The sequence below is a fragment of the Haloterrigena salina JCM 13891 genome (assembly GCF_000337495.1).
Taxonomy (GTDB): Archaea; Halobacteriota; Halobacteria; order Halobacteriales; family Natrialbaceae; genus Haloterrigena; species Haloterrigena salina.
The window spans coordinates 88,167-114,107 of sequence record NZ_AOIS01000013.1; the positions used below are offsets into that span (position 1 = coordinate 88,167).

The 25,941-nt window shown below is 67.6% G+C and carries 20 protein-coding genes and 1 pseudogene; 8 read left to right on the forward strand and 13 right to left on the reverse strand.

All coding sequences use genetic code 11. The features are described 5' to 3' along the window. Positions 1–5 precede the first annotated feature (5 nt). Together C477_RS03595 and C477_RS03600 are read right to left on the reverse strand one after the other, a co-directional pair. Positions 6–389, reverse strand: a complete 384-nt coding sequence (locus C477_RS03595; protein ID WP_008893073.1) for a hypothetical protein — start codon at positions 387–389, stop codon at positions 6–8. A 43-nt stretch (positions 390–432) separates the two neighbouring features. Further along, positions 433–701: pseudogene (locus C477_RS03600) on the reverse strand (DUF7472 family protein). 440 nt (positions 702–1,141) lie between these two features. Between C477_RS03600 and C477_RS03605 the strand changes: the two are divergent. The 3 genes from C477_RS03605 (at position 1,142) to C477_RS03615 (ending at position 5,404) form a co-directional block, all read left to right on the forward strand. Then, positions 1,142–2,131 (forward strand): right-handed parallel beta-helix repeat-containing protein, encoded by a 990-nt coding sequence (locus C477_RS03605; RefSeq protein WP_008893076.1) that lies wholly within the window; start codon positions 1,142–1,144, stop codon positions 2,129–2,131. 152 nt (positions 2,132–2,283) lie between these two features. Further along, complete coding sequence (locus C477_RS03610; protein WP_083870237.1) at positions 2,284–2,907, forward strand: SWIM zinc finger family protein; 624 nt, start codon at positions 2,284–2,286, stop codon at positions 2,905–2,907. A 559-nt stretch (positions 2,908–3,466) separates the two neighbouring features. Next, entirely contained in the window at positions 3,467–5,404 is a 1,938-nt protein-coding gene (locus tag C477_RS03615) for an acyl-CoA dehydrogenase family protein (protein WP_008893078.1), read from the forward strand. A gap of 105 nt (positions 5,405–5,509) precedes the next feature. Here C477_RS03615 and C477_RS23965 read toward each other — a convergent pair whose 3' ends face one another. From C477_RS23965 to C477_RS03630, 4 genes are all read right to left on the reverse strand, one after another. Continuing rightward, the gene (locus C477_RS23965) at positions 5,510–5,665 is read right to left on the reverse strand and encodes a zinc ribbon-containing protein (RefSeq protein ID WP_008893079.1); all 156 of its coding nucleotides are present in this window, start codon (positions 5,663–5,665) and stop codon (positions 5,510–5,512) included. A 90-nt stretch (positions 5,666–5,755) separates the two neighbouring features. Further along, the gene (gene hjc, locus C477_RS03620; protein ID WP_008893080.1) at positions 5,756–6,277 is read right to left on the reverse strand and encodes a Holliday junction resolvase Hjc; all 522 of its coding nucleotides are present in this window, start codon (positions 6,275–6,277) and stop codon (positions 5,756–5,758) included. 93 nt (positions 6,278–6,370) lie between these two features. Further along, positions 6,371–7,201: a CPBP family intramembrane glutamic endopeptidase gene (locus C477_RS03625; RefSeq protein WP_008893081.1), complete on the reverse strand. Its 831-nt coding sequence runs from the start codon at positions 7,199–7,201 to the stop codon at positions 6,371–6,373. A gap of 111 nt (positions 7,202–7,312) precedes the next feature. Next, positions 7,313–12,457, reverse strand: a complete 5,145-nt coding sequence (locus C477_RS03630) for a PAS domain S-box protein (protein WP_008893082.1) — start codon at positions 12,455–12,457, stop codon at positions 7,313–7,315. Between the two features lie 274 nt (positions 12,458–12,731). Between C477_RS03630 and C477_RS03635 the strand changes: the two genes are divergently transcribed. From C477_RS03635 to C477_RS03645, 3 genes are all read left to right on the forward strand, one after another. Then, entirely contained in the window at positions 12,732–12,989 is a 258-nt protein-coding gene (locus tag C477_RS03635) for a HalOD1 output domain-containing protein (RefSeq protein ID WP_008893083.1), read from the forward strand. An 81-nt stretch (positions 12,990–13,070) separates the two neighbouring features. Further along, positions 13,071–13,862 (forward strand): PAS domain-containing protein, encoded by a 792-nt coding sequence (locus C477_RS03640; protein WP_049914218.1) that lies wholly within the window; start codon positions 13,071–13,073, stop codon positions 13,860–13,862. Positions 13,863–14,107: 245 nt separating this feature from the next. After that, on the forward strand, positions 14,108–14,926 hold the full coding sequence (locus tag C477_RS03645; RefSeq protein WP_049914210.1) for a DUF7537 family lipoprotein: 819 nt from the start codon (positions 14,108–14,110) through the stop codon (positions 14,924–14,926). Positions 14,927–15,001: 75 nt separating this feature from the next. Here C477_RS03645 and C477_RS03650 read toward each other — a convergent pair whose 3' ends face one another. The 3 genes from C477_RS03650 to C477_RS03660 all read right to left on the reverse strand — a co-directional run bounded on the left by C477_RS03650 (position 15,002) and on the right by C477_RS03660 (position 19,004). Then, positions 15,002–16,291 (reverse strand): adenosylhomocysteinase, encoded by a 1,290-nt coding sequence (locus tag C477_RS03650; RefSeq protein ID WP_008893086.1) that lies wholly within the window; start codon positions 16,289–16,291, stop codon positions 15,002–15,004. Between the two features lie 294 nt (positions 16,292–16,585). After that, positions 16,586–17,545, reverse strand: a complete 960-nt coding sequence (locus C477_RS03655) for a hypothetical protein (RefSeq protein ID WP_008893088.1) — start codon at positions 17,543–17,545, stop codon at positions 16,586–16,588. Positions 17,546–17,705: 160 nt separating this feature from the next. Next, the gene (locus tag C477_RS03660; protein ID WP_008893089.1) at positions 17,706–19,004 is read right to left on the reverse strand and encodes an amidohydrolase; all 1,299 of its coding nucleotides are present in this window, start codon (positions 19,002–19,004) and stop codon (positions 17,706–17,708) included. A 116-nt stretch (positions 19,005–19,120) separates the two neighbouring features. Here C477_RS03660 and C477_RS03665 point away from each other — a divergent pair, with 116 nt between their 5' ends. Further along, positions 19,121–20,110, forward strand: coding sequence for a stage II sporulation protein M (locus tag C477_RS03665; RefSeq protein ID WP_008893090.1), 990 nt, complete (start codon positions 19,121–19,123; stop codon positions 20,108–20,110). A gap of 268 nt (positions 20,111–20,378) precedes the next feature. Here the strand turns inward: C477_RS03665 and C477_RS03670 are convergent, their stop codons facing one another. Together C477_RS03670 and C477_RS03675 are read right to left on the reverse strand one after the other, a co-directional pair. Then, positions 20,379–22,988 carry a heavy metal translocating P-type ATPase gene (locus C477_RS03670; protein WP_008893091.1) on the reverse strand — a complete coding sequence of 870 codons (2,610 nt, stop codon included), beginning with the start codon at positions 22,986–22,988 and terminating at the stop codon, positions 20,379–20,381. Between the two features lie 84 nt (positions 22,989–23,072). Then, complete coding sequence (locus tag C477_RS03675) at positions 23,073–23,663, reverse strand: AsnC family transcriptional regulator (protein ID WP_008893092.1); 591 nt, start codon at positions 23,661–23,663, stop codon at positions 23,073–23,075. Positions 23,664–23,789: 126 nt separating this feature from the next. On the opposite strand from C477_RS03675, the gene C477_RS03680 reads away from it, so the two are divergent. Further along, positions 23,790–23,987: a CopZ family metallochaperone gene (locus C477_RS03680; protein WP_008893093.1), complete on the forward strand. Its 198-nt coding sequence runs from the start codon at positions 23,790–23,792 to the stop codon at positions 23,985–23,987. Positions 23,988–24,033: 46 nt separating this feature from the next. Here the strand turns inward: C477_RS03680 and C477_RS03685 are convergent, their stop codons facing one another. Together C477_RS03685 and C477_RS03690 are read right to left on the reverse strand one after the other, a co-directional pair. Beyond that, complete coding sequence (locus C477_RS03685) at positions 24,034–24,930, reverse strand: ABC transporter permease subunit (protein ID WP_008893094.1); 897 nt, start codon at positions 24,928–24,930, stop codon at positions 24,034–24,036. Further along, a complete protein-coding gene (locus tag C477_RS03690; RefSeq protein WP_008893095.1) occupies positions 24,927–25,883 on the reverse strand; it encodes an ABC transporter ATP-binding protein in 957 nt (318 codons plus the stop codon). The genes C477_RS03685 and C477_RS03690 overlap by 4 nt, the downstream gene beginning before the upstream one ends. Positions 25,884–25,941 lie beyond the last annotated feature (58 nt).

Consider the following 25,941-nt stretch of genomic DNA (forward strand, 5'->3'; position numbering starts at 1 on the left):
CCGCGTTAGTTGCGCTCTCGCTCCTCGAGATCGTCGGCCCGTTGCTGAATCTCCCGGAGCGTGCTCTCCTGTTCGCCGCGCGTGAGGCCGCCGGATTCGGCGTGCCGGCCGTCGTACTGCCAGGGCGGAATCGCATTCCAGACGTCTCGGATCTCCTCGTCGTCGGCGGCGGTCTCGCCGGCCGTCGCGGCGCGACGCCACGCGAGGGCGACCGCGAGCAGCACCAGCACCGCGACCGCGCCGACGGCGACGGGCGCCTCGAGGACCGACGCCGAGAGACCGACAATCGCCGACCCGAACACGAGGGTCCCGATGACGGCGGCGATCGCCGACCACCTCGAGCGAGACCGCGTCGATTCGGGGTCGAGAGCGGCGTCGGGACTGCTCATATATCACATCAACGCGGCAACTGCAAAAAGTGTTGTTCCGCCGTCAGATCGCGCTACCGGTGTCGGCGTCCGTCTCGTCGTCGGCCTCGAGACCGTCCTCGGGGTCGTTCAGGAAGTACGCGAGACCGATGCCGACCGCGAGCATCANATGATAAAGCCGGTGATGGCGCCGACGAGCAGTTCGCCGCCTTCGGGAGAGAGTGTGCCGCTGGACCCGCCGTACTGGGTCCCGATAGCAATCATGGTGCCGAGCATCAGCACGACCATCGAGACGGAGACGCCAATTTCGATGATCTGTTCGCGGTCGAGCATTGATTCGTTGCTTTCGGCGGCCGAAGCAAAAGCGCTTCGAAGGGCGCGCTACCGATACCGAACTTGGAACGAACGTCGCGGCTGTACGGTGTCGGGAACGATCGGTAGGCCTGTTGAACGCGCTATAAGCGATGCGTACGGCTCTTCGGTCTCGTAATCACCTCGCCGTGTTACTGCCCTCTGCGGAGGCGGACGAGACTGGCTCGGACACCGGCCGAGTCCGGCGATGAGTTCCGAGGGCGCCCGAATCCCGTATCGCGTACGAACTATCAACACCGTTCGTCGGCGAGAGAGAACCGTTCGACGAGGGACCAAAGCCGCTCATACCAAAGCCGTAGCCGCCGCTGAGTTGCAGTGGAATGTCAAATGGTAATCATCAGGAGGCGGTTGACCGACGATCGTACCTCGCCGGAAGCGCCGTAGCACTGAGTGCCCTCTCGATGGGGTCCGGAATCGCGGCCGCTGGTGACGGGAAGAAAAAGGGAAACCACGATTCCGCGGACGGGGAGCGAACCGAGATCACCGAGTGCACGACGATCACCGAATCCGGCTCCTACGTGCTCGCGGACGACCTCGAGACGGCGCCGGAGTCGGCCTGTATCACCGTTCGGGCCAGCGACGTACTGATCGACGGACGGGGCCACTCGATCACCGGTCCGAACGGACAGGGGGTCGAGGGCGTCGGCGTGTTGGTCCAGCCGCCGGGCGACGAATCGATTTCGAACGTGACGGTCACGGACCTCACCCTCGAGCGCCTCCGTACCGGGGTCATTTTCGACGACGTGACGGACGGCGTGATCAAAGCAGTCACGAGCGAGATGACGACGATCGCCGGCACCAGCTTCGTCCTGATCGACGCCGACCGAAACGTGCTCGTCGACAACGACCTCGAGCGCGGTGGATCGGGAATATACCTCATCAACGCGAACGAGAACGTTTTAGTTGGTAATTCCACAGCCAATACGTTTTTCCCCGGTCTCGATCTCCTCGAATCGGACGGGAATACGCTCGTCGGGAACACCGTCACCAGCGTCGACGGAGTCGGCATCCTCCTCCAGCGGTCGAACGGGAACCACCTCCTGCAAAACATCGCGACGCTGAACGCCATTGGGATCTCCCTCGTGGGCTCGAACGACAATCGCCTCGACCTGAACGCCGCGAACGAGAACATCGCCGTGGGAGGCGGTTCGGGCTTCAACTTATCGGGATCCGATCGGAACAGCGGCCGCGGCAACACCGCAGAGGAGAATCCGTTCGGGCCGATCAGCGTCAGCGGCGCCGGGAACGCGATCGAAGTCAACGGGACGGTGTACACCGGCGACCCCGCGACGGAAACGGTCGAGGCGGAGGCCGACGACGACACCGTCGAAGCGGATCTGACTGAGGCGAAAAACGAGATTCTGGCGTTCACCGACGCGAACAGGTCGTAGATCGGGGGCTACTCGAGCCCGCTGTGCAATCCACAGCGCAGCCGGGATTGATAAACCGGCGGCCTGCAACCGCCGGCGCACCCGTTATATCGCTCGATCCCCTACTATCGTCGAATAGTCAGCCGACCAGTTGCGATCCCTCTGACGCACCTATGAACACAACAGCGTCACCGAAAACAGCTCTGCCAGTACCGTCAAGCGACCACCTCGAGGAGCGCTCGCGCCGCGCTCGCAGCGAACCGATGTCCGTGCTGGCGCTGGGCGACGGCCTCTACGAGGTCGAGTCGGCCAGCGACCACACCTACCTCGTCGACCTCGAGGCGGGTCGCTGTACCTGTCCGGATTACGTCTTCCGGAAGGCCCGTTGCAAGCACATCCGCCGCGTCGCGATCGAAATCACCCACGGCCGAACGCCGCCGCCGGGCGAAATCGCCGTCGCGTGCCACGACTGCGGCGAGACGGCCTTCGTCGACGAAGACGCCAGCGGGCCGTTCTACTGCGAGGCCCACGAACTCCACGCCGGCGACGCCGTCCGCGACCGCGAGACCGGCGATCGGCTCACGGTCGTCGACGTCTCCGACCTGCGGGCCGACGCCGTGACGATCGGCGGGAGCGACACTACCGTCGCCGACTACGCGACCAACAAGGACTACGACCCCGACGTGCCCGTCGTCGGCGCCGTCTACCCCCACGCCACCGTCGCGACGAACGGCGTCGTCCCCGGCTCGCTGAAGGTCTACGTCTTCCCGCGAACTCGACTCGAGAAAGCGACGTAAGCGACCGAAGCGGTCCACTCCATTTTCGAGCGGTCGATCGATCGACGAGCGCCGCCAGTTTACGGTATCAGCGTGCAGTGGCGCGCGCTGAAGCGCGACGAGCGATAGCGAGGCGCGATAAAAAGACGCGCGAGGGATGAGTGAGCGACAATAGGAGCGAGCGAATCGGCTGGGGAGGGCGTGGTATTTCCCCGTTGCCATGTGAGCAGGACGCTCTCTTCTGTCAGTACTGCCGAGGAGAACAGAACCTCCGCTCCTATCGTGGCGACTATGGTTTCCACACCCTCCCCAGCCGATTCAATCGCTCCCGCTGGTCGCTCACTCATCCACTGTCAGAACGAGTGCTGACACGCCTTCGTTCACTCCGTTCACGAAGACCTCGCACGGCTTCGAGCCACAGTTCACCAGCGGTTCACCGCGGCCCAGCGCGCGCCACTACACAGCGGTTCACCAACGCCGATGGGAGAGCGGTCGATCCTCGAGTCCCGGAAACGCTCGAGAATCGACGCCGCGTTCACTCACGGCCGTTTTATTGCCGTTCGTCAACAACCACCAAGCCATGAGCACAGGGATCGATCACGGCCGGTTCGAGGAGGGACGGGCGGTCAACTACTGGACCCTCGATCGGCCCCTCGAGCGCGAACTCCGTCGAATCTATACGGGCGAGGCGTTCGAGTGGGCCGAGTCGCGGCTGGCCGAGTTCGGCGCGGTCGTCGGCCACGCGATCGCGGACAACGCCGACTACGTCGACGATCACGGACCGGAACTCGAGCCCTACGACGCCCACGGAGAGATTTGGAACCGCGTCCGCTACCCGGCCGAACAACTCGAGAACGACCGACTGGCCTACGAGCGGGGGATCGTCGCCGACGCGTTCGAGGCGCCGCCCGGCCGCGACGAGCCGATGCCGCTGGCCCACACCCTCGCGATGCAGTACCTGCTGAGCTACGCCGACGTGGGCTTTGACTGTCCGGTCGCGATGACCGCCGGCGCCGCGCTCGTCCTCGAAAAGTTCGACGACGGCTCGCTCGCCGAGTACGACGAAGCCCTGACGAGCCGCGACTACAACGACCTGATCGAGGGGGCGATGTTCCTCACCGAGAAGCAGGGCGGCAGCGACGTCGGAGCGAACGAGAGTCGTGCCGAGTACGATGAAGGCGTCGGATACTGGCGCCTCTCCGGCGAGAAATGGTTCTGTTCCAATATCGACGCTGAGGGCACCCTCGCGCTCGCTCGAACCCCGGACGCGCCGGAGGGAACCGCCGGCCTCTCGATGTTCCTCGTCCCCCACTCGGATCCCGCGTCCGACGAGACGCCGAGCGACGGGCCGTACACGAAGGGCGATCGCCTCGAGGACGGCCCGCTCGAGCCCGACGCCGTCAACGACCAGTTCTACCGGCGGCTGAAGGACAAACTCGGTACCACGGCGGTCCCGACCGGCGAGGTGGAGTTCACCGGCGCGAAGGCCGTCCTCGTCGGCGAGGAGGAAAACGGTTTCAAACAGATGACCGAGATGCTCACTCTCGAGCGGCTCTCGAACGCCGCGGCTGCCTGCGGACTGATGGGCCGTGCAGTGCTCGAGAGCACGATCTACGCCGCCAACCGGGAGGCGTTCGGCGACACCATCGATCAGTATCCCCTGATGCGTGCGGATCTCGTGGACATGACGGTCGCCCACGAGGCCGCGGCGGCGTTCACCTTCGAAGCGGCGCGGCTGTTCTCCGAGCGCGAAGCGGCGGAACGGCGCGCTCGCTCCGACGCCGCCGCGAACGCAAACGAGAAGGCCCTGAGCGCGACTACGGACGAAACCGCCGACGACGCCTCCCGACTCATGCGACTGCTGATCCCCATCGCCAAGCTCCGAACGGGTCGGATGGCCGTCGACACCGCCTCCTACGCGATGGAGGTCCACGGCGGCAACGGCTACGTGAACGACTTCGTCACCAACCGCCTGCTCCGGGACGCGCAGGTGCTGCCGATCTGGGAGGGAACCGAGAACGTCCTCTCGCTGGACGTTCTCCGGGCCCTCGAGCGCGAGGACGCCCACGAACCGCTGCTCGAGACGATCGAGGAGCGACTCGAGACGGTCTCCCACCCGGCGCTCGCGGACGCCGCCGAGACCGTCGAAGCCGAGTACGAGCAACTCGCGGCCGCCCTCGCGACGCTGGCGGCCGAGGACGGCGAGTACGCACAGCTGTCGGCCAAGCGTCTCGCCCACTACGTCTTCGACGTCTTCACCGCCGCGTTGCTGCTCGCGCAAGCGCAGACAGGTCTCGGGGCCGACGGCGAGACGGAACGTGAGGAGAGCGGCGAGAACACCCAGAACGGCCGGATCGCGCTGATCGCACGACGGTTCGTCGCGACCGAACTCGAGGAGCGGCCGGCCCGCGGAATCACGAGCGGCGATCGGGACGTCCTCGAGGCCTTCGAGCCGATCGTCCGCGGCGGGCCGGTCGACCCGGAGATTCTCTCGGCGACGGCTCCGGCGGACGACTGAGCGGAGACGATCGAGCGGACGCGAGTACGAACGGACGCCGGCGGGAACGACCCGCAGCGACGGCTCGAGCGCAGCGATCGAGCCGAGCAGGGGAAACGGCTCCGCTCACGAGAGCCGACGGAACTCGGTTCCGCCGCAGGGGCAGTTCGCCGGCGACCCGATCGGCCGAATCCGCCCGTCCGGCCAGATGCGGGCCGCAAATACGGAGCCACAGTTCTCGCAGACCGCCGTCCCGCGTGCGACTGTCGTCGAGTCGGTCATCGTCGTGGTGTAGCGCGATCGACGGGAAGTCGATTGACCCCAACTAGTTGGGAACGACGGCGGGCGGCGATAGCGCTCGAGCGGGAGCCCCTATTCGAGCAGGTCCGCGGCTTCCTCGACGTCCATGACGTCCTGTTTGACGGCGTTGAGCACGCGGAGAATCTCCTCGTCGGGGCCGTCGTCGCCGCCGTCGCCGACTTCCTCGAGGGTGACCTTCTCGGAGCGGCCGACGAACTCGTCGAAGTCGGTGCCGTCGGCGATGGCGGTCTCCTTCTTGACGCGGTAGTTACCGCCGTCGGTGACGTGGAGGTCGCCGGGGTGGAAGAAGTACCAGTCCTCGCGGTCGAAGCGGACGCCGATACGGGGTTTCGCGCCGAAGTTCTGCGCGAAGAAGATCAGCGCTTCGACCTCTTCGCCGGTGAGATAGATGGGGTCGCCGGCGCTCGATTTCGCTTCGATCGCGTAGAACACCTCGCCGTCGCCCGCGAGGACGTCCGGGAGTTCGCGTTCGGTCGCAGAGCCGCTGGCGGGCGCGCGCATCACCGCGAAGCCGGCCGCGTCGAGTTCGTTGACGAGTTCCCGCTCGCGGCGGTCGCCCTTCGCCTGAGACATACGCATCGTTCGGGCCGGGAGACGCTTAAATTGGACGAAGTGCTAGCCGCCGGCGGCGTGCGGGCGTCGCGAGGGCAGTCGATGACGAGACGACTAGAGCGACAGCGCCGCGACGATGATCTCGCTGACGGCCATCCCCGTCTCGGTCTCGAGGTCTTCGGGGGCGAACCGAAGCGCGAGATAGAGCAGGCCGAACTGGATGGCGTTGAACGCGGCGTGGGCCGCGATCGGGACCATGATGTTGTCCGTCCGTGCGTAGAGGTAGCCGAAGATGATCGAGCCGCCGAAGACGACGGCGAGCGAAACGCCGATTGCGCCCAGCGGAGCGATGCTGCCGTCGGGAGCCAGCCCGTAGGACGGAATGTGGACCAACGCGAAGATCGCGCTCGCGACGACGACTGCCTGCGTGCGACCGAACGCGGCGTACAGGCGCTTCTGGATCACGTTTCGGAACAGAAATTCCTCAGCGGGGGCATTCAGGAAGAACACGATGACGATCATAATCAACACCATGTTCGGGTCGTCGCCGATCAACTCCATCACCTGATTCTCCGAGGACGGCAAATCGAACAGTAACGAAACCCCGTTGACGACCATCACGAACGCGATACTGGCGACGACGCCGATGGTGACGTAGCGCCAGCCGCGCCGCGACGGCCCCTCGAGGTCGAGCCAGTCCCAGCCGCGACCTGTCAACCGGAGATACGCGCCGCCAACGAGGAAGAAGCCGACGAAGTTCAGGGCGAGCAGGGCGACGATTGCGACGGTCGATGCGTCACTCGGCGTTTCCAGAAGCGTGGGATCGATCGCGAACGCCGGCAGGGTGACGAACTGTCCGGCGAGCAAGCCAAGCAGAGCGAGCCCGAGGCCAACGAGTGTCGACCGAATCGGTCCGTCCGTCCGCTTCCGTGGGGCCGTTTCCATACTACGGCGTTCACCTGCCGGCCCCTTGGGCGTTCCTCTCTTGGTTCCCCGACGGGAGCATCGACCACGTCGTGTCCCGCTTCAACGCGGCGAGACCCCGCGAGAGTGTCGCTACGAACCGTCGGCGATCGAGAGCGTCTCGTCGTCGAACAGGCGCGACAACAGCCGCTGCTGGCCGATCCGGAGGTGGCGGTTGACCGTCGGCTGGGTCACCTCGAGCATCTCGGCGATCTCCTCGCCGGTGCTCTCGCGGGGCCACTCGAAGAAACCGGCCAGATACGCCGTCCGAAGCACCTCGAGCTGTCGGTCGGTCAGGTCCTCGAACAGCGACGTCACCAGCTCCTGGCGGGTGTGCATCGTCCGCTGGACGTGCCGGCGCGACCGGAGGTCGACGCGCTCGTACCGATCCCGGAGCATCTCGACGAACTCGCGAACGTCGGTCGTCACGGGGACGTCGACGGTGACCTCGGTCCGGCCCTCGTCGGCCGTGATCGACCGCGGGCTCCCGCCGTGGCGGACCAGCCGCGAGGCGAGGACGTCGCCGGTGACGGTCGCCTCGAACAGACAGCGCGAGTCGGATTCGGTGACGAGGCGAGCGGACGTCACGGAGACGAGGCCGTCGAGCGCGTCGCGGACGGCCTCCGACGACGCCCCTCGAGTCTCGAAGAACAGGGACGTCTCCGACTCGCTGCGGGTGCCGAGCCCCTCGTAGGTGACCGCGGCGCCGGTCGCCGTCGCGATCCGCGACAGGACGTCGTCGGTCTCGAGGTCGAGGGTCAGTTCGACGAGCGTCTCGGCGTGGAGGGCTTCCTGGGTCTGGGCCGCGTTGATCGCGTTCGCGATCCCCTCGCCGAGTTCGGCGAACACCGAGCGCTCTAAGTCGGTGAACGCGTCGGGTTCGTCGGCGTAGACCGTCAGGACGCCGTAGCTGTACTCCTCGAAGGTGAGCGGGACGGCGACGGCCGACTGAAACCCCGCGTCGAGCGCGTTCGTTCGCCACGCCTCACCCTGGAGGCCCTCGACGACGTTCTCGACGACCGTCGGCGTCCCCGACCGAGCGGCCCGGACCGCGGGTTCCCGAGACTCGCCGTCGAGACCGAAGTCGACCGCGTCCAGGTACTCCGGCTCGTCGCCGGCCCAGGTGCGCGCCTCGAGGGTCGAGCCGCTCGCGTCGAGGTCGCCGATCCAGGCGAAGGAGACGTTGTCTGCCGCGACGAGTCGCTCGGGGACGGTTTGCTCGATCTCGTCGCGGCCGTCGGCGCCGATGAGCGACCGGTCGATCCCGCGGATGATCTCCGTGATCTGAATCTGGCGGCGAAGCCGACGGTTCTGGGCCGCCAGCTCCGCGTCGCGCTCCCGGAGGTTCGCCTCGCTCTCGAGGCGGTCGAAGGCCGCTTCGGTGGTCGCGACGAGCGTCTCGAACAGCCGCCTGGTTTCGTCGTCGATCGTCGCGGGCGAGGCCAGCAGGACGAAGACGCCGTAGTCGCCGATCGGGACGAGCAGCCCGCCGGAGGCGTCGCCGCCGAACAACGGCGATCGGTCGCCGATCTCGGCGTCGTCGACGACGGTCTGGGTGCCCGTCACGTAGGTCGTCCAGAGCACGGAGTCGCCGTCGCCGACCGCGACGGACGGTGCGCCGCCGGACCGATCGGCGAAGCCGGCCGTCGACGAGACCGGTTCGAACCGGTTGGTCTCGGAGTCGAGCAGGTAGACGCCCGCGCTGACGTCGCCGGTCTCGAGCAGTTCAGCGGCCGTCTCGACGACCAGGTCGGTAACCGTCGACTCCGTCTCCGCGTTGAGCAGGCCGCGTGCGGTCTCGTGGAGCGACTCGAGGGCCAGTTCCCGGCGCTTCCGGTCGGAGATGTCCTGCACCGTGCCCCGGTACTTGTAGAGTTCGCCGTCCTCGTTCCGGATCGGTTCGCTGATCGCGCGGACCCACCTGATCTCGCCCTCGCGGGTTCGGATCCGCCCCTCGAGATCGTATCCCGTCCCCGTCTCGAGGGCCGTCTGGACTTGCTCGCGAACGAACGCCCGGTCGTCGGGATGGTAGCACTCGATCGTCTGCTCGAGGTCGGGCATGACGTCGGGAGGGAGATCGTGAAGCCGATACATCTCGTCGGTCCAGACCCCGGTCCGCGTCTCGGGCTCGAGGTCGACTTCCCAGCCGCCGATCGCTGCCATCCGCTGGACCCGCTCGAGCAGATCCGTCGTCCGCTCGAGTTCGCGTTCGCGTCGCTTGCGGTCGGTGATGTCCTGCATCGAGCCGCGGACGGCGACGACCTCGCCGTCCTCGACGATCGGCTCGCCGATCGTCCGCATCCACCGCAACTCGTCGTCGTACGTGTACATCCGGACCTCGAGATCGTAGCTCTCGGCGCGCTCGACAGCGGCCTCGACGGCCGAGCGGACGCGGGATCGATCGTCGGGGTGGTACCGCCCGAGCGCCGCCGAGACGTCCCGTTGGGTGGCGCCGGACGGGTCGCGACCGAACAGGCGCTGGAGCTGGGGGCTCACGGTCAGATCGTAGGGATCGGTCGTCACGTCGAGTTCCCAGCCGCCGACGCCGGCGATCCGCTGGGCCTGCTCGAGTAACTCGGTCGTCCGCTCGAGTTCGCGCTCGCGTTCCTTGCGCTCGGTGATGTCGCGGACGACCCCCGCCGTGCCCGCGAACTCGCCGTCCTCGGACGGCAACAGCGCCATGTGGTTTTCCGCCTCGATCACGTCGCCGTCGGCGGTCTCGAGGTCCATCTCGAAGGTCTCGTAGAGCTTGTCCTCCCGGAGTAGCTCCCGGACCAGCTCCCGGGCGGTCTCGAGGTTCGACGGAGAGATCACGTCCTCGATGTCCGACCCGATCAGCGTCTCGGGCTCGTACCCCGCCAGCGGCTCGATCGCGTCGTTGACGAACCGAAACGTTCCCGACGCGTCGAGCGTGTAGACCGGGTCGCCGATCGCCTGGATGATCGTCTCGTAGCGCTCGAGTTCGCGCTCGCGTTCCTTGCGCTCGGTGATGTCGCGGACGACCCCCGCCGTCCCCGCGAACTCGCCGTCCTCGGACGGCAACAGAGCGATGTGCGTTTCGGTCTCGATCACGTCGCCGTCGGCCGTCATGAAATCCGTCTCGACAGTGGCGTACGGTCCCTCCTCCTCACGGAGCAGCTCCCGTACCTGTTCGCGGGCCCGCTCGAGGTCCGGGGGCGGCAGGAGCGCCGAGACGTCGTCGCCGATCAACGCCTCGGGATCGTACCCCGCCAGCGTCTCGATGGCGTCGTTGATGAACCGAACCGTCCCGTCCTCGTCGAGCGTGTAGACCGGGTCGCCGATCGACTGGACGATCGTCTCGTAGCGCTCGAGTTCGCGCTCGCGCCGTTTGCGGTCGGTGACGTCCTGCATCGACCCCCGAACGGCGACGGTTTCCTCGCCTTCGCGGACGGGATCGCCGATCACCCGAACCCAGCGCGGCTCGTCGTCGGTCGATCGGAGCCGCGCCTCGAGATCGTACGTCTCGCCGTCCTCGACGGCGCCGGAGAGTGCCGACCGAATCGCCGGCCGATCGTCCGGACGGAACTGCGCGAGCATCTTGTCGGGCGTCAGGGTCGTTCCCGGCTCGAGGCCGAGTTGTCGGTAGAACTCGTCGGAGGCGGTCACCTCGTAGGGGTCCTCGCGGACGTCGATTTCCACACCGCCGACCGACGCCAGCCGCTGGGCCTGCTCGAGCAGTTCGGTTGTCCGCTCGAGATCGCGCTCGTAGCGGGTCCGTTCGGAGATGTCGCGACCGATGCCGGTCACGACGGTCTCGCCCTCGAGGTCCTCGAGTCGGGTCGCGGCGAACTCGTAGGGAATCAACTCTCCGTCGGCGGTCCGGATCGGCACCTCCACGCGAGCCGTGCCGGTCTCGAGGACCTCGGCGATCGTCTCGTCGATGGCCGGCCGATCCGCCTCGGCGAAGAACTCGATGGCGTCCATCGAGTCGATCTCGTCGGCGTCGTAGCCGCTGACCGTGGCGAGCGACTCGTTCCACCGCAGGAGGGTCCCGTCCTCGTCGATCACGTAGAACACGTCGTCGATGGCGTCGAGGACGTCGTCGGTGTAGGCCTTGTATCGCTGCAGTTCCCGCTCGCGCTCACGCAACCGCCGCTCGTCGGCCTTCCGGTCGGTCACGTCGCGACTGATCGCCAGAAACCGGTTCTCGTCGGCGAAATCGATCCGGATCAGGTGGACCTCGACGGGGAACGTCGAGCCGTCGCGGCGGCGGTATCGGCCCTCGAACTTGCGCCGCTCGCCGACCGAGAGCTCCGCGAGCAGCGCCTCGACGTCGGCGGCGTCGAACAGCGCTTCGTACTCCCAGATCTTCGTGCCGACCAGCTCCGACTCCTCGTACCCCAGCATCTCGCAGAACCGGTGGTTCGCCTCGACGATCGTCCCCTCGGTATCGAGCACGTCGATCATGTCGGGGGAGTTCTCGAACAGCGCCTCGAGGCGCGCGCTCGTCGACTCCAACCGGCGTTCGCGGTCCTTGCGCTCGGTGATGTCCTCGAGGGCGCCCATCGTGCCGCCGATCTCGCCGTCGGCGCCGTGGATCGGGGCGGCGGAGATACTCACGTCGATCCGCTCGCCGTCTTTCGTCACCCGCCGGGTCTCGAGCCCGGCGATCGACTCGCCATCGAACAGTCGGTCGAAGATCTCGCGGTGGTCTTCCGCCCGGTCGTCCGGAACGAACGGCAGCGGTTCGCCGAGTACCTCGTCCTCGCTCCAGCCGAAGACACGTTCGGCGGCGGGGTTCCACAGCGTCACCGTCTCGTCGGTGTCGAGCGCGACCAGCGCCGACGGGGAGGCCTCGATCACCGCCCCGAGGCGCTCGTTCGTCTCTCGGAGCTCCCGTTCGCGCTCCCGGACCGCCGTCGTCAGTTCGTCGATCGCCGTCGAGAGGCGACCGAGGGCGTCCTCGCGGTCGAGTTCGAAGTCGACGGCTTCGGCGTCCGCTTCGGGGCCGGCGATCGCTTCGTCGACCTCGCCGTCGCGAATCCGCGAGACGAACGTCTCGAGTTCGCCCGCGAGGCGCGCGAGCGTCGACTCCCGATCGGCGCCGCCGCGAGCGGCGAGTCCGAGGACGAACGGGAGCGGAACGATCAGCGGGTCGTGGAGTTGCGGTCCAAGACCGAGGAGTAGCGCACCGACGAAAATCACCCCGAGGAGGACCGGCAACCGCCGGTCGAGAGATCCGTCGAGGATGCCGCTGCGTAACGAACGACTGGCCATAACCGACGTATGCGAGGACCGTACATGATCTGCAGGGATCGTATCGCCCGTTCGCTGGCGAAATTTACCGCGCGACTGCGCTCCGTAGCGGCCGTCCGGCAACTCGGGCACGACGACCGCTCGCGATCGGATCGACTGACCGACGAGACGCCCCCTCGAGCGGTCCAACTCGGCCGATTCGGCCCGGTTTCTATATGTGTAGTGTCTCGATCGCGGCGGGTTTACGTGTATAATGAATAGCCGGATAGCCACCGCTGCTCTTTGAACGACTAACATGTCCGGAACGACGCTCGACTACCACAACGATTCGCTCAGTCTCTCAGTGATCGAGGCCATCGCCGACGCGACCGACACCGACCCCGTCGACCTCGAGCCGCTGTACCACGTCGTCGACCCCGAGGCGCTCGATCAGCTCTTTCAGGGAACCACGCCGGCAACCGCGCGCGTCCAGTTCAGCTACGGCGAGCACACCGTCGAAGTTCGAGGCGACGGAACCATCCTGGTCGACGGAACGGTCCATGAGAGCCCGTAAGCGGTGCGGTCGAACAACGACGGGGCCGATCGACCCCTCCAACACCGAGCCCGGCGGCGCGAATCGATCGAGGGGACGCCGATGACGCCGGCGACGGTCGCGCCCGCCCTCGACGGTCCGTCGCCGATCGCCGGGGAGCTCACGGCCCTCGCCGTCGGCGATCGACGGCACACCGAGCGGGTCGAAGCCGCAGTCGACGACGACGATCGGATCGCGGTTCGGACCGCGCCCTCGGTGGCGGACGCCTTCCCGGAGCTCGACGACGTCGACTGTTTCGTCGGCTCTTACCCGCCGGAAAACGGCACCGGCCTCATCGAGCGGGTCACCGAAGGGGCGATCGACCTCCCGGTCGTCCTCCTCGTCGACGAGGGAGCGACGATCGGCGACGAGGTGCGCGCTCACGGCTGGCTCGACTGGGTGGACCGCGCCGCGGCGATCGAGGACGGCGAGCGGCTGCGTCGCCGGATTCGGTCGCTCGTCGAGCGGCGGCGCCTCGCCGGACTCACCCGGCGCTCGCTGGCCGGCATCGAACTCGCCGGGGACGCGATTGCTATCGTCGCGCCCGACGGCACCGTCCAGTTCGCGAACCGCGGGTTCGCGATGCAGTTCGGCTACAGCCGGGACGACCTCGCCGGACGCTCGTGGCGGACGCTGTTTACCGACGACAGCGTCGATCGCCTCGAGACGGCCGCGGTGCCGACGGTCGCGGACGGCTGGCGCTGGACTGGAAGCTGTACCGGCCGTCGAAACTCGGGGGTGACGTTTCCGGTTCGGGTCCGCCTGGGCGGTCCCGAGGACGGGGGGCTGGTATTCGTCGTCGAACCCGTCGAGACGGACGCCGAACGGGAAGGCGGCGCGGGCGACTCGAGCTAGGTCGGTTTCCCGCTGTTCTGTCTCCGACGCCTTCTCCGTCTCAGTAGCGGCGAGGGCGTTACCAGTGTGGCCATTCGCGTCCCCGATAGCGGTCAGAAACGGCGTGCCGAGTACAGAGCGCGTATCTTGCGATCGGTTCGGGACTGATCCTCCTGAGAGTCACAACATCGGGTTTGGGTCGCATCCCCTTTGGCCGAGAGGTGGAGTTCCCCAGCGTTAAATGTGGGATTGTTGAATAGTGTCCTATGCGTACGTCTCCGCTCTCAGCGATCGCCGTCGTTGTCCTCCTGGTCTTCGCGGGATGTATTGGACTTCCAGGCGCAGACGAGAGCCCGTCGACTAACGCGTCTCCCGACGTGTCCCCTGACGAGTTCCCGAACGCGTCGGCCATCGACCAGTCGGTGTTCGATAGACACGCAACCATGATGGCGAACACGAGTTTCACGCTCTCGACCGAGAAAAACCGAACGGATCGCGTTCTCCACCCTTCGGAGAAGGACGTCAGGCACATGAACGACACGAGCCGGTTTCTCGCCGAGCCCAGCAATTCGCAGTACCTCGTACACACCACCGGTTACTTTTCGGGGAACGGGAGCACCTACTCGAACGGAAGTGCGGAGTACGTGCTGTTCGAGGACGACCGCACGACGGTGCGGGAACTCTCCCCCGCGTCGGTGTTCAACGAATCGAGCGACCGGTACCTCTGGCGGGGGTTGTTCAGCAACGACAGCATGCGCCAGCTCGATCACGCTGCGATTGACGCCACCTACCAGCGCGAAGGCGTCGAGACGTTCCAGGGCGTTCCGGTGATGCGGTACGAAGCCACCGGCGTCGACGCGCTGTCCGACTCGTGGGCGGGAGGCGAGAACGCGAGTTCGACGTACGAGGAGTTCGCAGCGACACTCCTGCTCGACGAGGACGGCGTCATCCGCCACTACGAGTACGAATTCGTCTGGGCCGAATCCACGACCCGGAGGATTACGCAGTCGTACACGCTGTCCGACGTGGGGAGCACCGACGTCGAGAAACCGGACTGGGCGGGAGACGCGACGTCGGGGTCGTAACGGCTCGAGCAGTCATAGCGAGCGTTGTAACGGACCCTCCAAAACGGCTACTGAAACCGCGGTATCGACTCCGGCTTACGTCCCGTGGTCCCAGGAGTCCATGTACTCGCGCTGGGTGTCCGTCAGCGAGTCGTGGTCGACGCCCTCGGCCTCGAGTTTGATCTCGGCGATCTCCTTGTCGAGTTCGTCGGGCACGTCGTGGACGCCCGCGTCGTACTGGTCGCCGTTCTCGAGCATTTCACGGACGCAGACGGCCTGGACGCCGAAGCTCTGGTCCATCACTTCGACGGGGTGGCCCAGCGAGACGGGCGCGGCGAGGTTGACGAGTCGCCCCTCGGCGATGACGTTCAGTTTGCGGCCGTCCTCGAGTTCGTAGGCCTCGACGCCGTCACGGGCCTCGTAGCGGTCGACGGCGAGGTCGTCGAGCGCCTCGAGGTCGATCTCGATGTCGAAGTGGCCCGCGTTGGCCAGCAGGACGCCGTCCTGCATCTTCTCGAAGTGCTCCTCGACGATGACGTCGCGGTTGCCAGTCGTCGTCAGGAAGACGTCGCCGACTTCGGCGGCCTCGGCCATCGGCATGACCTCGTAGCCCTCCATGTGGGCCTCGAGGGCGCGCCGGGGCTCGACCTCGGTGACGATGACGTTCGCGTTCTGGCCGGCGGCCTTCTTCGCGACGCCCTTCCCGCAGTAGCCGTAGCCCGCGACGACGACGTTCTTGCCGGCCCACGAGAGGTTCGTGGTCATCGCGATGGAAGCCAGCGAGGACTCGCCGGTGCCGTGGACGTTGTCGAACAGCCGCTTCATCGGCGTGTCGTTGACCGCGAAGACGGGGTACTCGAGGGCGCCGTCGGCGTCCATCGCGCGCAGGCGGTGGACGCCCGTGGTCGTCTCCTCGGCGCCGCCGACGATGCCGTCGATCAGCTCGGGGTAGTCCTCGTGGATCGCGGCGACGAGGTCCATCCCGTCGTCGACGGTGATCGTCGGCTCGTGGGCGATGACGGCCTCGATGGCGGCGTAGTACTCCTCGTCGTCGACGCCGCGTTTCGCGTAGCTGGTGATGTTCTCGTGGGTGTCGAGCGCGGCGGAGACGTCGTCGTGGGTCGAGAGGGGGTTACAGCCGGTGACGGCCACCTCGGCGCCGCCCTCCGCGAGCGTCTCGACGAGCATCGCCGTCTTCGCCTCGACGTGCATCGCCATCCCGATGCGCTCGCCCTCGAAGGGCTGGTTGGCGACGAACTCCTCGCGGACGGACTCGAGGATGGGCATGTGCTGGGCGGCCCAGTCCATCTTTCGACGACCCTCCTCGCGCGCAAACTCGAGGTCGTCGAGTTGCTCGCTGATCGGCGGATACGCAGTGTCGGTCATACGTCGACTGAGTGGAAGGGGCGCCAAAACGCTACCGAAGTGATGTCAGGCGCGGAACGGCTATCCGAAGCGAAACGATCGGTCGACGAGCGGCTCCCGATCGGGAACTGTCGCTCGATCAGTATCGATTTCGGTCGAAAAAGTCGTTCGAACGGCAACTACAGGGTGTCGGTCGACGATCGAAGGCGCCCGAACCGCCTCGAGCGCGTTCGATCGAAGCGGACGGCGACGACGGAGTTCGTGCCTCTGACGAGCCGAACGCCGCGCCGTCGACCGCCGTCCGTCGATCGGTCGTCAGTTGTCCGGACCGGCGTTGGCCGGCGGACCGCCGCCGTTTCCGTCGTCTTCAACGTCCTCCTCGTCGTCTTCATCGTCCTCGTCCGGCGGACCGGCGTGTTCCGGCGGACCCTGACGCTTCTCGTCGTCGTCGTCGACGTCGTTACCGTCGTCGCTCGGCGGGCCGGCGTGGCCCGGCGGGCCCGCGTGATCGGGCGCGTTACCCGGGTTGTGCTCGACGACGAAGCCGGCCAGCCTGACGCCGAACGGTTCGTCGCTCTCGTTGTCGGAGGCGTTCTCCTCCATGAACTGTCCGACGAGCGCGCCGAAGTTGCCCGGGAGGCCGTCGTTGGTCTCCTCGGCCGGCGAGAGCGTCGCCGTCGTCTCGAGGCTCTCGTTCCCGACCGTCGCCGAGAACGCGACTTCGACGCTCTCGTTGCCGTCCGGCGCCGAGAGCGTCAGCGTGCCGTTCTCGTCGGTCGCGTGCGTGCCGCTGTCCGCGTAGCTGGCGTTCTCGTCGACCGTCGAGACGGCGACGTCCGTCGCGACGCCCTCGCCGTCCTCGGTGACCGTGACGGAGACGTCGGCGCCGTCCTGCGCGACGTCGATCCCGGTGCTACCCGATTCTTCGGAGGCCTCGAGAGTCGCCGTCGTTTCGGCCGTCTCGTTGCCGAGCGTCGCGGTGACGGCCACCGTCACGTTCTCCTCGGGCGTCGGGAGGACGACCGTGCCGTCGTCGGCCACGTCGTACTCGCCTGCGCCCGCGTAGGTCGCGTTCTCGTCGACCGTCGCTACGTCGACGGTCGCGTTCGCGGTCGATTCGTTCGCGTCTACCGTTACGATCACGTCATCCGCCTGCGAGACGGACACCGAGAGGTCGCCGTGGTCAGTCGTCGCGGCCGCCGCACCCATCGGTGCGAGCGCCGTACAGACCATGACGGCAGCCAGTGCCGCCGCAAGCAGTCGATAGCTCTTCATTCCGGTCGATACATTCAGGGTTTCGTGAATAAACCCCCGCGGCGGTTCGGGACGTTTCTTTCGCACCGAAACGTATCAAGAGACCGTTTTAACGTTTATAACTAGTTCTGAACGTTCAGATTTTGAGACGGACGTCGGCGCTCGCCGGCCGCGAACCGCCTCACTCTTCGGCCGCGGTGACCAGCGTCTCGGCGGCCTCGCTCGCCCGCGCTCGAACTGCATCCTCCTCGAGCGTCAGCACCTCGCGGTCGCGCATGAGGACCTGCCCGTCGCAGACGGTGTGGCGGACGTCCGCCGCCGCGGCAGCGTAGGCGAGGTGGCTCACGAGGTCGTGACGCGGCGTCAGGTGCGGCTCCTCGAGGTCGATCACCGCGAGGTCGGCGGGGGCGCCTTCCTCGAGGCGGCCGGTGTCGAGACCGATCGCCTCGGCGCTGCCCCGAGTCATCATCTCGACGACCGCCTCCGCGGGGACGGCACTGGCGTCGTCGGCCGCGAGTTTGCCGATCATGGCCGCGTCGCGGGCCTCGTCTAACATCGAGAGGTCGTTGTTCGAGGCCGCGCCGTCGGTGCCGAGGCCGACGGTGACGCCGGCCTCGCGCATGCGCTGAACGGGGGCCATCCCGCTGGCCAGTTTCATGTTCGAGGCCGGGCAGTGGATCACGCTCGTCCCCGCCTCGGCGAGCAGGCCGATCTCGCTCTCGTCGACGTGGACGCCGTGGGCGACGAAGTCGCCGTCCTCGAGCATCCCCTTTTCCGCGGCGTAGGCCAGCGGCCGCACGCCCTCCTCCTCGACGATCGGGACGACCTCGTCCTCGGTCTCGTTGGCGTGGTAGTGGATCGGGACGCCCAGATCGCGGGCCTGCGGGACGAACTCCTCCAGGTACTCCCCGTCGACGGTCGTCAGCGAGTGAGGCATGAACGCCGACGCGATGCGCCCGTCGGCCATCCCGTCGATCTCCGCCGCGACCTCGAGGCCCTCGCGGGCGTCCTCGCGGGCCGCGTCCGCGTCCTTGGCGACGGAGATCACGCCGTGGCCGAGGCGGGCGCGCAGCCCCGCGTCGGCGACCGCCTCGGCGATCGTCGGGACGAAGAAGTACATGTCCGCAAAGGCGGTCGTCCCCGACTTGATCATCTCGAGGGCGCCGAGTTCGGTGCCCGCGCGGACGGTGTCGGCGGTCAGTTCGGCCTCGACGGGCCAGATGTCCTCCCGCAGCCAGGCGTCGAGGGGCTTGTCGTCGGCGTACCCGCGCAACAGGGTCATCGCGACGTGACAGTGGCCGTTGACGAACCCCGGCGTGACCAGGGAGTCCGCCGCGTCGAGCGTCTCGTCGGCGTCGGCGGCGAGGTCGTCGCCGATCTCGAGGATCTCGCCGTCGTCCTGGTCGATCAGTACGTCCGCACGGGTCACCGTGATGTCGGGCAGCAAGACCTGCCCGCCGGTGATTGCCAGCGTCGTCATGGCTCGGCGTTTCGCGCGGAGGTGCCTTATACTGTCGACCCGGGACCGGGACGGGTCCGCCGCTGGACTCCGCCGACGGCCCGGAGATTTATCCGTTATTTCGATGAACCGCCATCATGAGCGGGAGCGACGACGACCGAACGGGCAGGTCCGAAGCGACGGCCGGCCGCGAGGAGCGGCCGCCGGCCGATCGCCGCAACGACTCGCGGACCGACCGGCCGGCGGTCGACCTGCAGGACGATCGGGAGCGAGCCGTCTCGAGTCCGGAGCCGGACCGCGGCGACTCGGAGCCGCCGGCCGCTCCCGGCTCCCGGCGGAATCGAGTCTGGGCCGCGCTCTTGCTCTCGCTCGCAGTCGTCGCCGTCGGCACCGCGGGGACGATCCTCGTCGCCCACGACGCGCCGACGGCGGCCGCCGGCGCCGCCGTGCTCGGCGTCGGACTGGGCGCGGCCGGTCTCGTCGGTCGGACGATCGCACCGTCGCTGCTCTCTACTCTCGAGTCCGGGTGGGCCGAGCACCGGCCGTACGTCTGGTTCTCGGCGGCGCTGTTCGCCGTCGGGATCGCGCTCGGCGTCGCGCTGTACGCCGCCGGCGTCGACCTGACCGAGCTGCTGCTCGAGATGCTCACGGAGGATCTCGGCGAGGGCGAACTGCCCGGCGGCGGCGTCGATCCCGTCGGCGAGATCACGTTCGAGCCCACGGCGTCGTTTTTCATCGCGAACAACACGCCGCCGTTCCTGGCCGCGATCGCCGGCGGACTCACCCTGGGGCTCGCGACGCTGCTGATCATGGTCTTCAACGGACTCCTCATCGGCAACGTCGCGGCCGTCCTCGGCGCCGAAACCGGACCGGTTTTGATCCTCGCTCTGATCGGCCCCCACGGGATCTTCGAGCTCCCGGCGCTGTTTATCGCCGCCGGCGTCGGCTTCCGGTTCGTCCACCGGGTCGGCCAGCGGATCGCCGGCTCCCGCGACGCGCTGTTCACCAAAGCCTACCTCGCGCGGACGACCGCGCTGGTCGTCTTCGGCTGGCTGCTGCTCGTCCTCGCCGCGTTCGTCGAGGCCTACGTGACGCTGCTCCTCGCGGACGCGCTCGTCCCGCTGTGAGAGCAGAACTCGACACCCGGCGTTCGACGCTTCGAACTAACTTTGCTGTGCGGTGGCGCGCGCTGTCGGCTGGTCGAGTGATACCGAGACCAGCCGAAACTATCGTGCGAGGGATGACCGAACGCTCGAAGAGCGTGAGCGAATCGGCTGGGGAGGGTGTGGAATTCCCCGTTACCACGGTATGCAGAACGCTCGCCGTTGCTCGACGGTTCGTCACCGAATCAGGTGAAGTCCGCCAGAAGGTAGAATTCGCAGATACCACACGCGACTAGCGTCGCAGCCGACCGAGCAGTTCGTAGTCGCGGTCCGGCGTGTACCGCCGGAACAGCAGGCTGTTCGAGAGCACGGACACCGACGACAGCGCCATCGCGCCGGCCGCGAGCACGGGCTGGAGCAGCCCGAGCGAAGCCAGCGGGATCATCGCGGTGTTGTACCCCAGCGCCCAGACGAGGTTCTGCTTGATCTTCGCCAGCGTGGCCTCCGAGATCCGGATCGCCTTCACCACGTCGAGCGGGTCGTCGCGCATTAGCGTCACGTCCGCGGCCTCGATGGCCACGTCCGTGCCGGAGCCGATAGCGGTGCCGACGTGGGCGACCGCCAGCGCGGGCGCGTCGTTGACGCCGTCGCCGACCATCATCGCCTTGCGACCCGTCGATTGGACGTCCTCGAGGGCGTCGGCCTTGTCCTCGGGCAACACGCCGGCGCGGACGTCGTCGGGGTCGATGCCAACCCGCTCGGCGACCGCGCGGGCCGTCCGCTCGTTGTCGCCGGTGATCAGCATGACGTCCAGTCCGCGCTCGCGCAGGTCGGCGACCGCGTCGGCCGAGCTCTCTTTCACCGTGTCGGCGTCGGCCACCACGCCCGCGACCGCGCCGTCGACCGCGACCAGCATGGCGGTCTTGCCCTCGCGCTCGAGGCGTTCCATCTCGTCGGCGGCGGGCGCGGGATCGACGCCGTCGCCCTCGAGCAGCCGCCGGTTTCCGACCAGCACCTCGCGGCCGTCGACGGTCGCCCGGACGCCCTGTCCGGGGACGTTCTCGAAGGAGTCGGGAGCGGAGAGGTCGAGGCCGCGCTCCGCGGCGCCCTCGACGATGGCCTGGGCGAGCGGGTGTTCGCTGTCGCGCTCGGCGCTGGCGGCCAGTCGGAGCACCTCGCTCTCGTCGAGTTGCGATCGAGTCGCCACCGCGCCACCGTCTGCGGCCGCGTCACCGCCGTCGGCGGCCGCTCGAGCGCCTTCTCCCTCGTCCTCGAGCGCGACCACGTCGGTCAGCGTCATCTCGCCGGTCGTCAGCGTCCCGGTCTTGTCGAAGACGACGGTGTCGACGTCCTTCGCGCGCTCTAAGACGTCACCGCCCTTGAACAGGACGCCGTTCTGGGCACCCAGCGTGGAGCCGACCATCGTCGCGGCGGGCGTCGCCAGCCCGAGCGCGCAGGGACAGGCGATCAGCACCGCGGAGGCGAAGACGACGACGGCGAACTCGAACGTCGAGAGGGCGGCCGGGCCGCCGCCGACCAGCCCCAGCACGGGCACCGCGTCCACGACGCTCGCGAGCGCCTCGGGGAAGAGGAACCAGACCAGCCCCCAGACGGTCGCGTTGAGGATGACCGCGGGGACGAAGTACGCCGAGATGCGGTCGGCGAGGTTCTGGATCTCGGGCTGGCGCGACTGGGCCTCCTTGACGGTCTGGACGATTCCCTGAAGCGCCGTGTCCTCGCCGACCTTGGTCGCCTCGACGACCAGCACGCCGTTCTCGTTGATCGTCGAGCCGATCACCTCGTCGCCCTCGTCCTTCTCGACCGGCACAGACTCGCCGGTGACCATCGACTCGTCGACCGCCGACTGGCCGTCCACGACGACGCCGTCGGTCGGCACCTTCTCGCCCGGACGGACCTTCATCCGGTCGCCGACCGCGACGTCCTCGAGTGGCACCTCCCGCTCGTCGCCCTCGTCGTCGACCAGCGTGGCCGTCTCGGCCTCCATCTCGAGGAGTTTCCGCAGGGCCTCGCCGGCCTGGCCCTTCGAGCGGGCCTCGAGGTAGTTGCCCAGCGTGATGAACACGAGGATCATCGCAGCGGTGTCGAAGTAGAGATTGCCCGCCAGCAGGCCCAGCAGGACCACGAGGCTGTAGAGGTACGCCGTCGAGGACCCCAGCGCGATCAGCACGTCCATGTTGGCGGTCCGGTTCCTCGCGAGCGCGGTGTAGGAGTTCTCGAGGAACTCCCGTCCGAGCAGGACGTAGACCGGCGTCGCGAGCAGGAACTCGACCCAGCCGAACGAGACGCCGAGGACCGTCTCGGGCAGAATCGCCCCGTCGAGCAGGAGCCGATCGGCCATGAACAACAGGAACGGGGCCGACAGCACGGCGCCGAAGATCGTCAACCGGCGCTGTTTGCGGATCTCGGCTTGGCGGGCTGCGTCGCGACGGTCCCGATCCGACTCGTCGCTCCCGTCCGCATCGTCGCGAACGGGCGTGTATCCGGCGTCCTCGATCGCCGCGTAGAGGTCCCCGAACGAGGCGTCGGCGGGATTGTACGCGACGGAGGCCTCGTCGGTCGCGTAGTTGACCTCCGCGTCGATGACGCCGGGGACGGACTCGAGCGCCGACTCGTTCGTTTCGGCGCAGTTCGCACAGGACATGTCCGTGATCCCGATCGACCGACTCGTGCGGTCGGCCTCGTAGCCGGCCTCGTCGATCGCCGCGTAAATCTCGGCGAGCGAGACGGCGTCGGGGTCGTACTCGACGGTGCCTTCATCGGTGGCGAAGTTGATGGTCGCCTCGCTGACGCCGTCTTTGGACTCCAGGGCATCGCTGATCGTCTGCGAACAGTTCGCACAGCTCATGCCCCGGATATCCAGGTGTGCGGTCCGGGTGCTCATTACTAGCTACTACGCGGTGGTGACTTACCCCCTTTATTGGTTCGAACGCAAAGTTTCGGGCCGCGGTTTCTTTCGAGTCGAAACTCAGACGCCTTCCTCGAGCCGATCGTATCGGCCTTCGAACCGGCTCGAGCAGGACGGACAACAGAAGTGGTACACCTCGCCGTCGATCCGCGTCGATTCTCCCTCGCTGTCGACGGTGTTCCCACACTCCGCGCAGGTGAGCGCGAACTGCGTCCCCTCGAGCGAGGGCGTCCACTCGGCGTCGTCCAGCAGCGTCACGTCGTACTCGCAGTCCGCCCCGTCGGGGAGCAGTCCCTCGAGCCACTCGCGGACGCGCTGGACTTGCGCGCGGGCGTAGAACCAGATCTCGCCGTCGGCGGTGACGAACACGTGCTCGACGGCGTCGGCCTCGGCGGCCGCCGTCCGGCAGTCCTCGACCGTGCCTGCGGGAGCGGTCACCTGCACGAACACCGGAACGCCAGCACGAAGCTGGGACTGGTCCACGTCGAGGGTGAACCGGTTGATGATTCCGGCCTCCTCGAGGCGCCGGACGCGGTCCGAAACCGCGGGCCCGGAGAGGTCGACTTCGTCGGCGATCTCGCTGAACGGCCGCCGGGCGTTCTCGCCCAGCAGCCGCAGGATTTCCATGTCGGTCTCGTCGAGGTCGCGCATACGCTTCGTTCGGACCGGCCGCCAAAGAGAGTAGCGACGGTGGCTTTGGAATCCGAAGTCAGATCCGTCGACGCGCTGGCATCGAAAGGAGTAACGCACAAAGACCAGGCGTCCCTATACCCTCTTATGAGTCAGACGATCACCGTCGAAGGGATGTCCTGCGAACACTGCGAACAGACCGTCGAAGACGTGCTCGAGGGCGTCTCGGGCGTCGAGTCGGTCGACGTCGACCGCGAAGCAGAGCAAGCCACCGTCGACGGAGACGCGGACCCGCAGGCGCTCGTCAAGGCGGTCGACGAGGCCGGCTACGACGCGAGCGCGTAGTCCCGATCAGCGCCCGACTCCCGATTTTCCGTGCAGTCCGTTCGGCTCACCCGAGATCCGCGTCTTCGAACAGCCGGTAGCCCGCGAGGACGGGGACGAGCCCCCACGCGAGCAATACGACCACCGAGAACCAGTCCGCGAGGTAGAACGGCACCTCGCCCGCGAGCCGGTTCGAGAGCTCGAGTGTCTCGGCGGGCGCGTTCGCGGGAACGTCTTCCAGCGGAAACTCGGGAACCGCGTCCACCCGCTCGTCGAGAACCGCGCCGGCGACGACGCGGTAGGCCTCGAGCGGATTGAGTCGCTTCAGGAGGAAGTACCAGGATTCGGCCCGAACCCCCGGTAGCGAGCCGGTAACCGCGTAGTAGATCCCGACGACGACCGGTTTCCAGAAGAACACCATACCCACGAACGAGCCGATGGTGAGCGTCCGCGCCCGTCCCCGAGTCGACGCGGCGGCCGATCCGCCGACCGCGAGGGCCGTGAACGTCAGCCCGAGCAGGACGCCGACCGCCACGAACCCGACGAACGTCGCCGCGTCGGGGACGCCGTACAGGGCCACGACAAGGACGCTGGCCGCGGCGAACCCGATCGTCAGCGCCGTGCCGGTGACGAGCAGCCGGCCGGCGAATTTGCCGGCGACCACCTCGCCCCGCGAGAACGGATAGCTCAGCAGCACCCGCAGGCTCCCGGAGCGGCGTTCGCCGACCACGGCCGTGTAGCCGACGGCCAGCGCGATGCCCGGGACGAACAGTTGTGCGAGCATCGCGACGCCCGACAGCGCCATCGCGGCATCGACGGTCACGGGCTCCGGGAAGAGCTGTTCGGCCGAGAGCAGCGACATCGTCAGGAAGGCGACGAAGACGGCGGTGAGCCCCCAGAGCAGTCGCGAGCGGACGGCGTCCTCGAAGTCCTTGCGGGCGACGTCCCGCCAGGAGACCGTCACGGAACCACCTCCTCGACGGGAACGGAAGCCTCCGACTCCGTATTACCGACGCCGCCGTTCGTCGTGTACGCCGTGAACACGTCCTCGAGCGACGCGTCGTCGGAATCGACGTCGAGGATCTCGACACCGGCGGTCGTCAGCCGAGTCACGACCCGCGCTTTGGCGCGCGGATCCGAGCAGGCGACCCGGAGGAAGCCGTCCGCCGACCGAACCAACTCGACGCCGTCGATCGCGGCGATATCGACGCCGGGATCCTCGGTCACGCGCAGGCGGAGCTCCGAGCCGGCGCCGACGGTCTTCCGCAGTCCCTCGACGGTGTCGACGGCGACGAGGGCGCCGTCCGCCAGGATCCCGACGCGGTCGCAGACCGCCTCGACCTGGCCGAGAATGTGACTCGAGAAGAACACCGTCGTCCCGCGCTCGGCCTCCTCGCGAACCAGGTCTCGCATCCGGCGAATCCCGTGGGGGTCGAGCCCCGAGGAGGGCTCGTCCAGAACGAGCAGGTCGGGATCGCCGACCAGCGCCATCCCCAGCGCGAGCCGCTGTTGCATGCCTTTGGAGTAGTCGCCGACCGACCGCGCCGCGTCGCGGTCGTCCAGCCCGACGCGGTCCAGTATCGCGTCGGGATCGTCGGCCGCGTCCGTCCACTCGATCGCGAACTCGAGGTGACGGCGACCGGTCAGGCGATCGTAGAGGCCGATTCCGTCGGGCAGCACGCCGACGCGCTCGCGGAGCGCCTCCGAGTCCTCGCGGACGTCCATCCCGAGCACCGTCGCGGTCCCGTCGGTCGGGCGGACGTAGTCCAACAGCATGTCGATGGTCGTCGACTTCCCGGCGCCGTTCGGTCCGAGGAAGCCGAACACCTCGCCCTCGCGGACGCGCAGGTCGAGCCCGTCGACGGCGACGACGTCGCCGAAGCGTTTGGTCAGGTCGGTAGTTCGGATCGCAGTCATCACTCCGTCGTACCGGCCCGGACCGCATGGGCCGTGCTCCGAGTATACTGGGACGGTT

Coding starts and splice junctions, on each gene's coding strand:
- C477_RS03595 (WP_008893073.1), bottom strand. CDS start 389: ATGAGCAGTCCCGACGCCGCTCTCGACCCCGAATCGACGCGGTCTCGC.
- C477_RS03605 (WP_008893076.1), top strand. CDS start 1,142: ATGGGGTCCGGAATCGCGGCCGCTGGTGACGGGAAGAAAAAGGGAAAC.
- C477_RS03610 (WP_083870237.1), top strand. CDS start 2,284: ATGAACACAACAGCGTCACCGAAAACAGCTCTGCCAGTACCGTCAAGC.
- C477_RS03615 (WP_008893078.1), top strand. CDS start 3,467: ATGAGCACAGGGATCGATCACGGCCGGTTCGAGGAGGGACGGGCGGTC.
- C477_RS23965 (WP_008893079.1), bottom strand. CDS start 5,665: ATGACCGACTCGACGACAGTCGCACGCGGGACGGCGGTCTGCGAGAAC.
- hjc (WP_008893080.1), bottom strand. CDS start 6,277: ATGTCTCAGGCGAAGGGCGACCGCCGCGAGCGGGAACTCGTCAACGAA.
- C477_RS03625 (WP_008893081.1), bottom strand. CDS start 7,201: ATGGAAACGGCCCCACGGAAGCGGACGGACGGACCGATTCGGTCGACA.
- C477_RS03630 (WP_008893082.1), bottom strand. CDS start 12,457: ATGGCCAGTCGTTCGTTACGCAGCGGCATCCTCGACGGATCTCTCGAC.
- C477_RS03635 (WP_008893083.1), top strand. CDS start 12,732: ATGTCCGGAACGACGCTCGACTACCACAACGATTCGCTCAGTCTCTCA.
- C477_RS03640 (WP_049914218.1), top strand. CDS start 13,071: ATGACGCCGGCGACGGTCGCGCCCGCCCTCGACGGTCCGTCGCCGATC.
- C477_RS03645 (WP_049914210.1), top strand. CDS start 14,108: ATGCGTACGTCTCCGCTCTCAGCGATCGCCGTCGTTGTCCTCCTGGTC.
- C477_RS03650 (WP_008893086.1), bottom strand. CDS start 16,291: ATGACCGACACTGCGTATCCGCCGATCAGCGAGCAACTCGACGACCTC.
- C477_RS03655 (WP_008893088.1), bottom strand. CDS start 17,545: ATGAAGAGCTATCGACTGCTTGCGGCGGCACTGGCTGCCGTCATGGTC.
- C477_RS03660 (WP_008893089.1), bottom strand. CDS start 19,004: ATGACGACGCTGGCAATCACCGGCGGGCAGGTCTTGCTGCCCGACATC.
- C477_RS03665 (WP_008893090.1), top strand. CDS start 19,121: ATGAGCGGGAGCGACGACGACCGAACGGGCAGGTCCGAAGCGACGGCC.
- C477_RS03670 (WP_008893091.1), bottom strand. CDS start 22,988: ATGAGCACCCGGACCGCACACCTGGATATCCGGGGCATGAGCTGTGCG.
- C477_RS03675 (WP_008893092.1), bottom strand. CDS start 23,663: ATGCGCGACCTCGACGAGACCGACATGGAAATCCTGCGGCTGCTGGGC.
- C477_RS03680 (WP_008893093.1), top strand. CDS start 23,790: ATGAGTCAGACGATCACCGTCGAAGGGATGTCCTGCGAACACTGCGAA.
- C477_RS03690 (WP_008893095.1), bottom strand. CDS start 25,883: ATGACTGCGATCCGAACTACCGACCTGACCAAACGCTTCGGCGACGTC.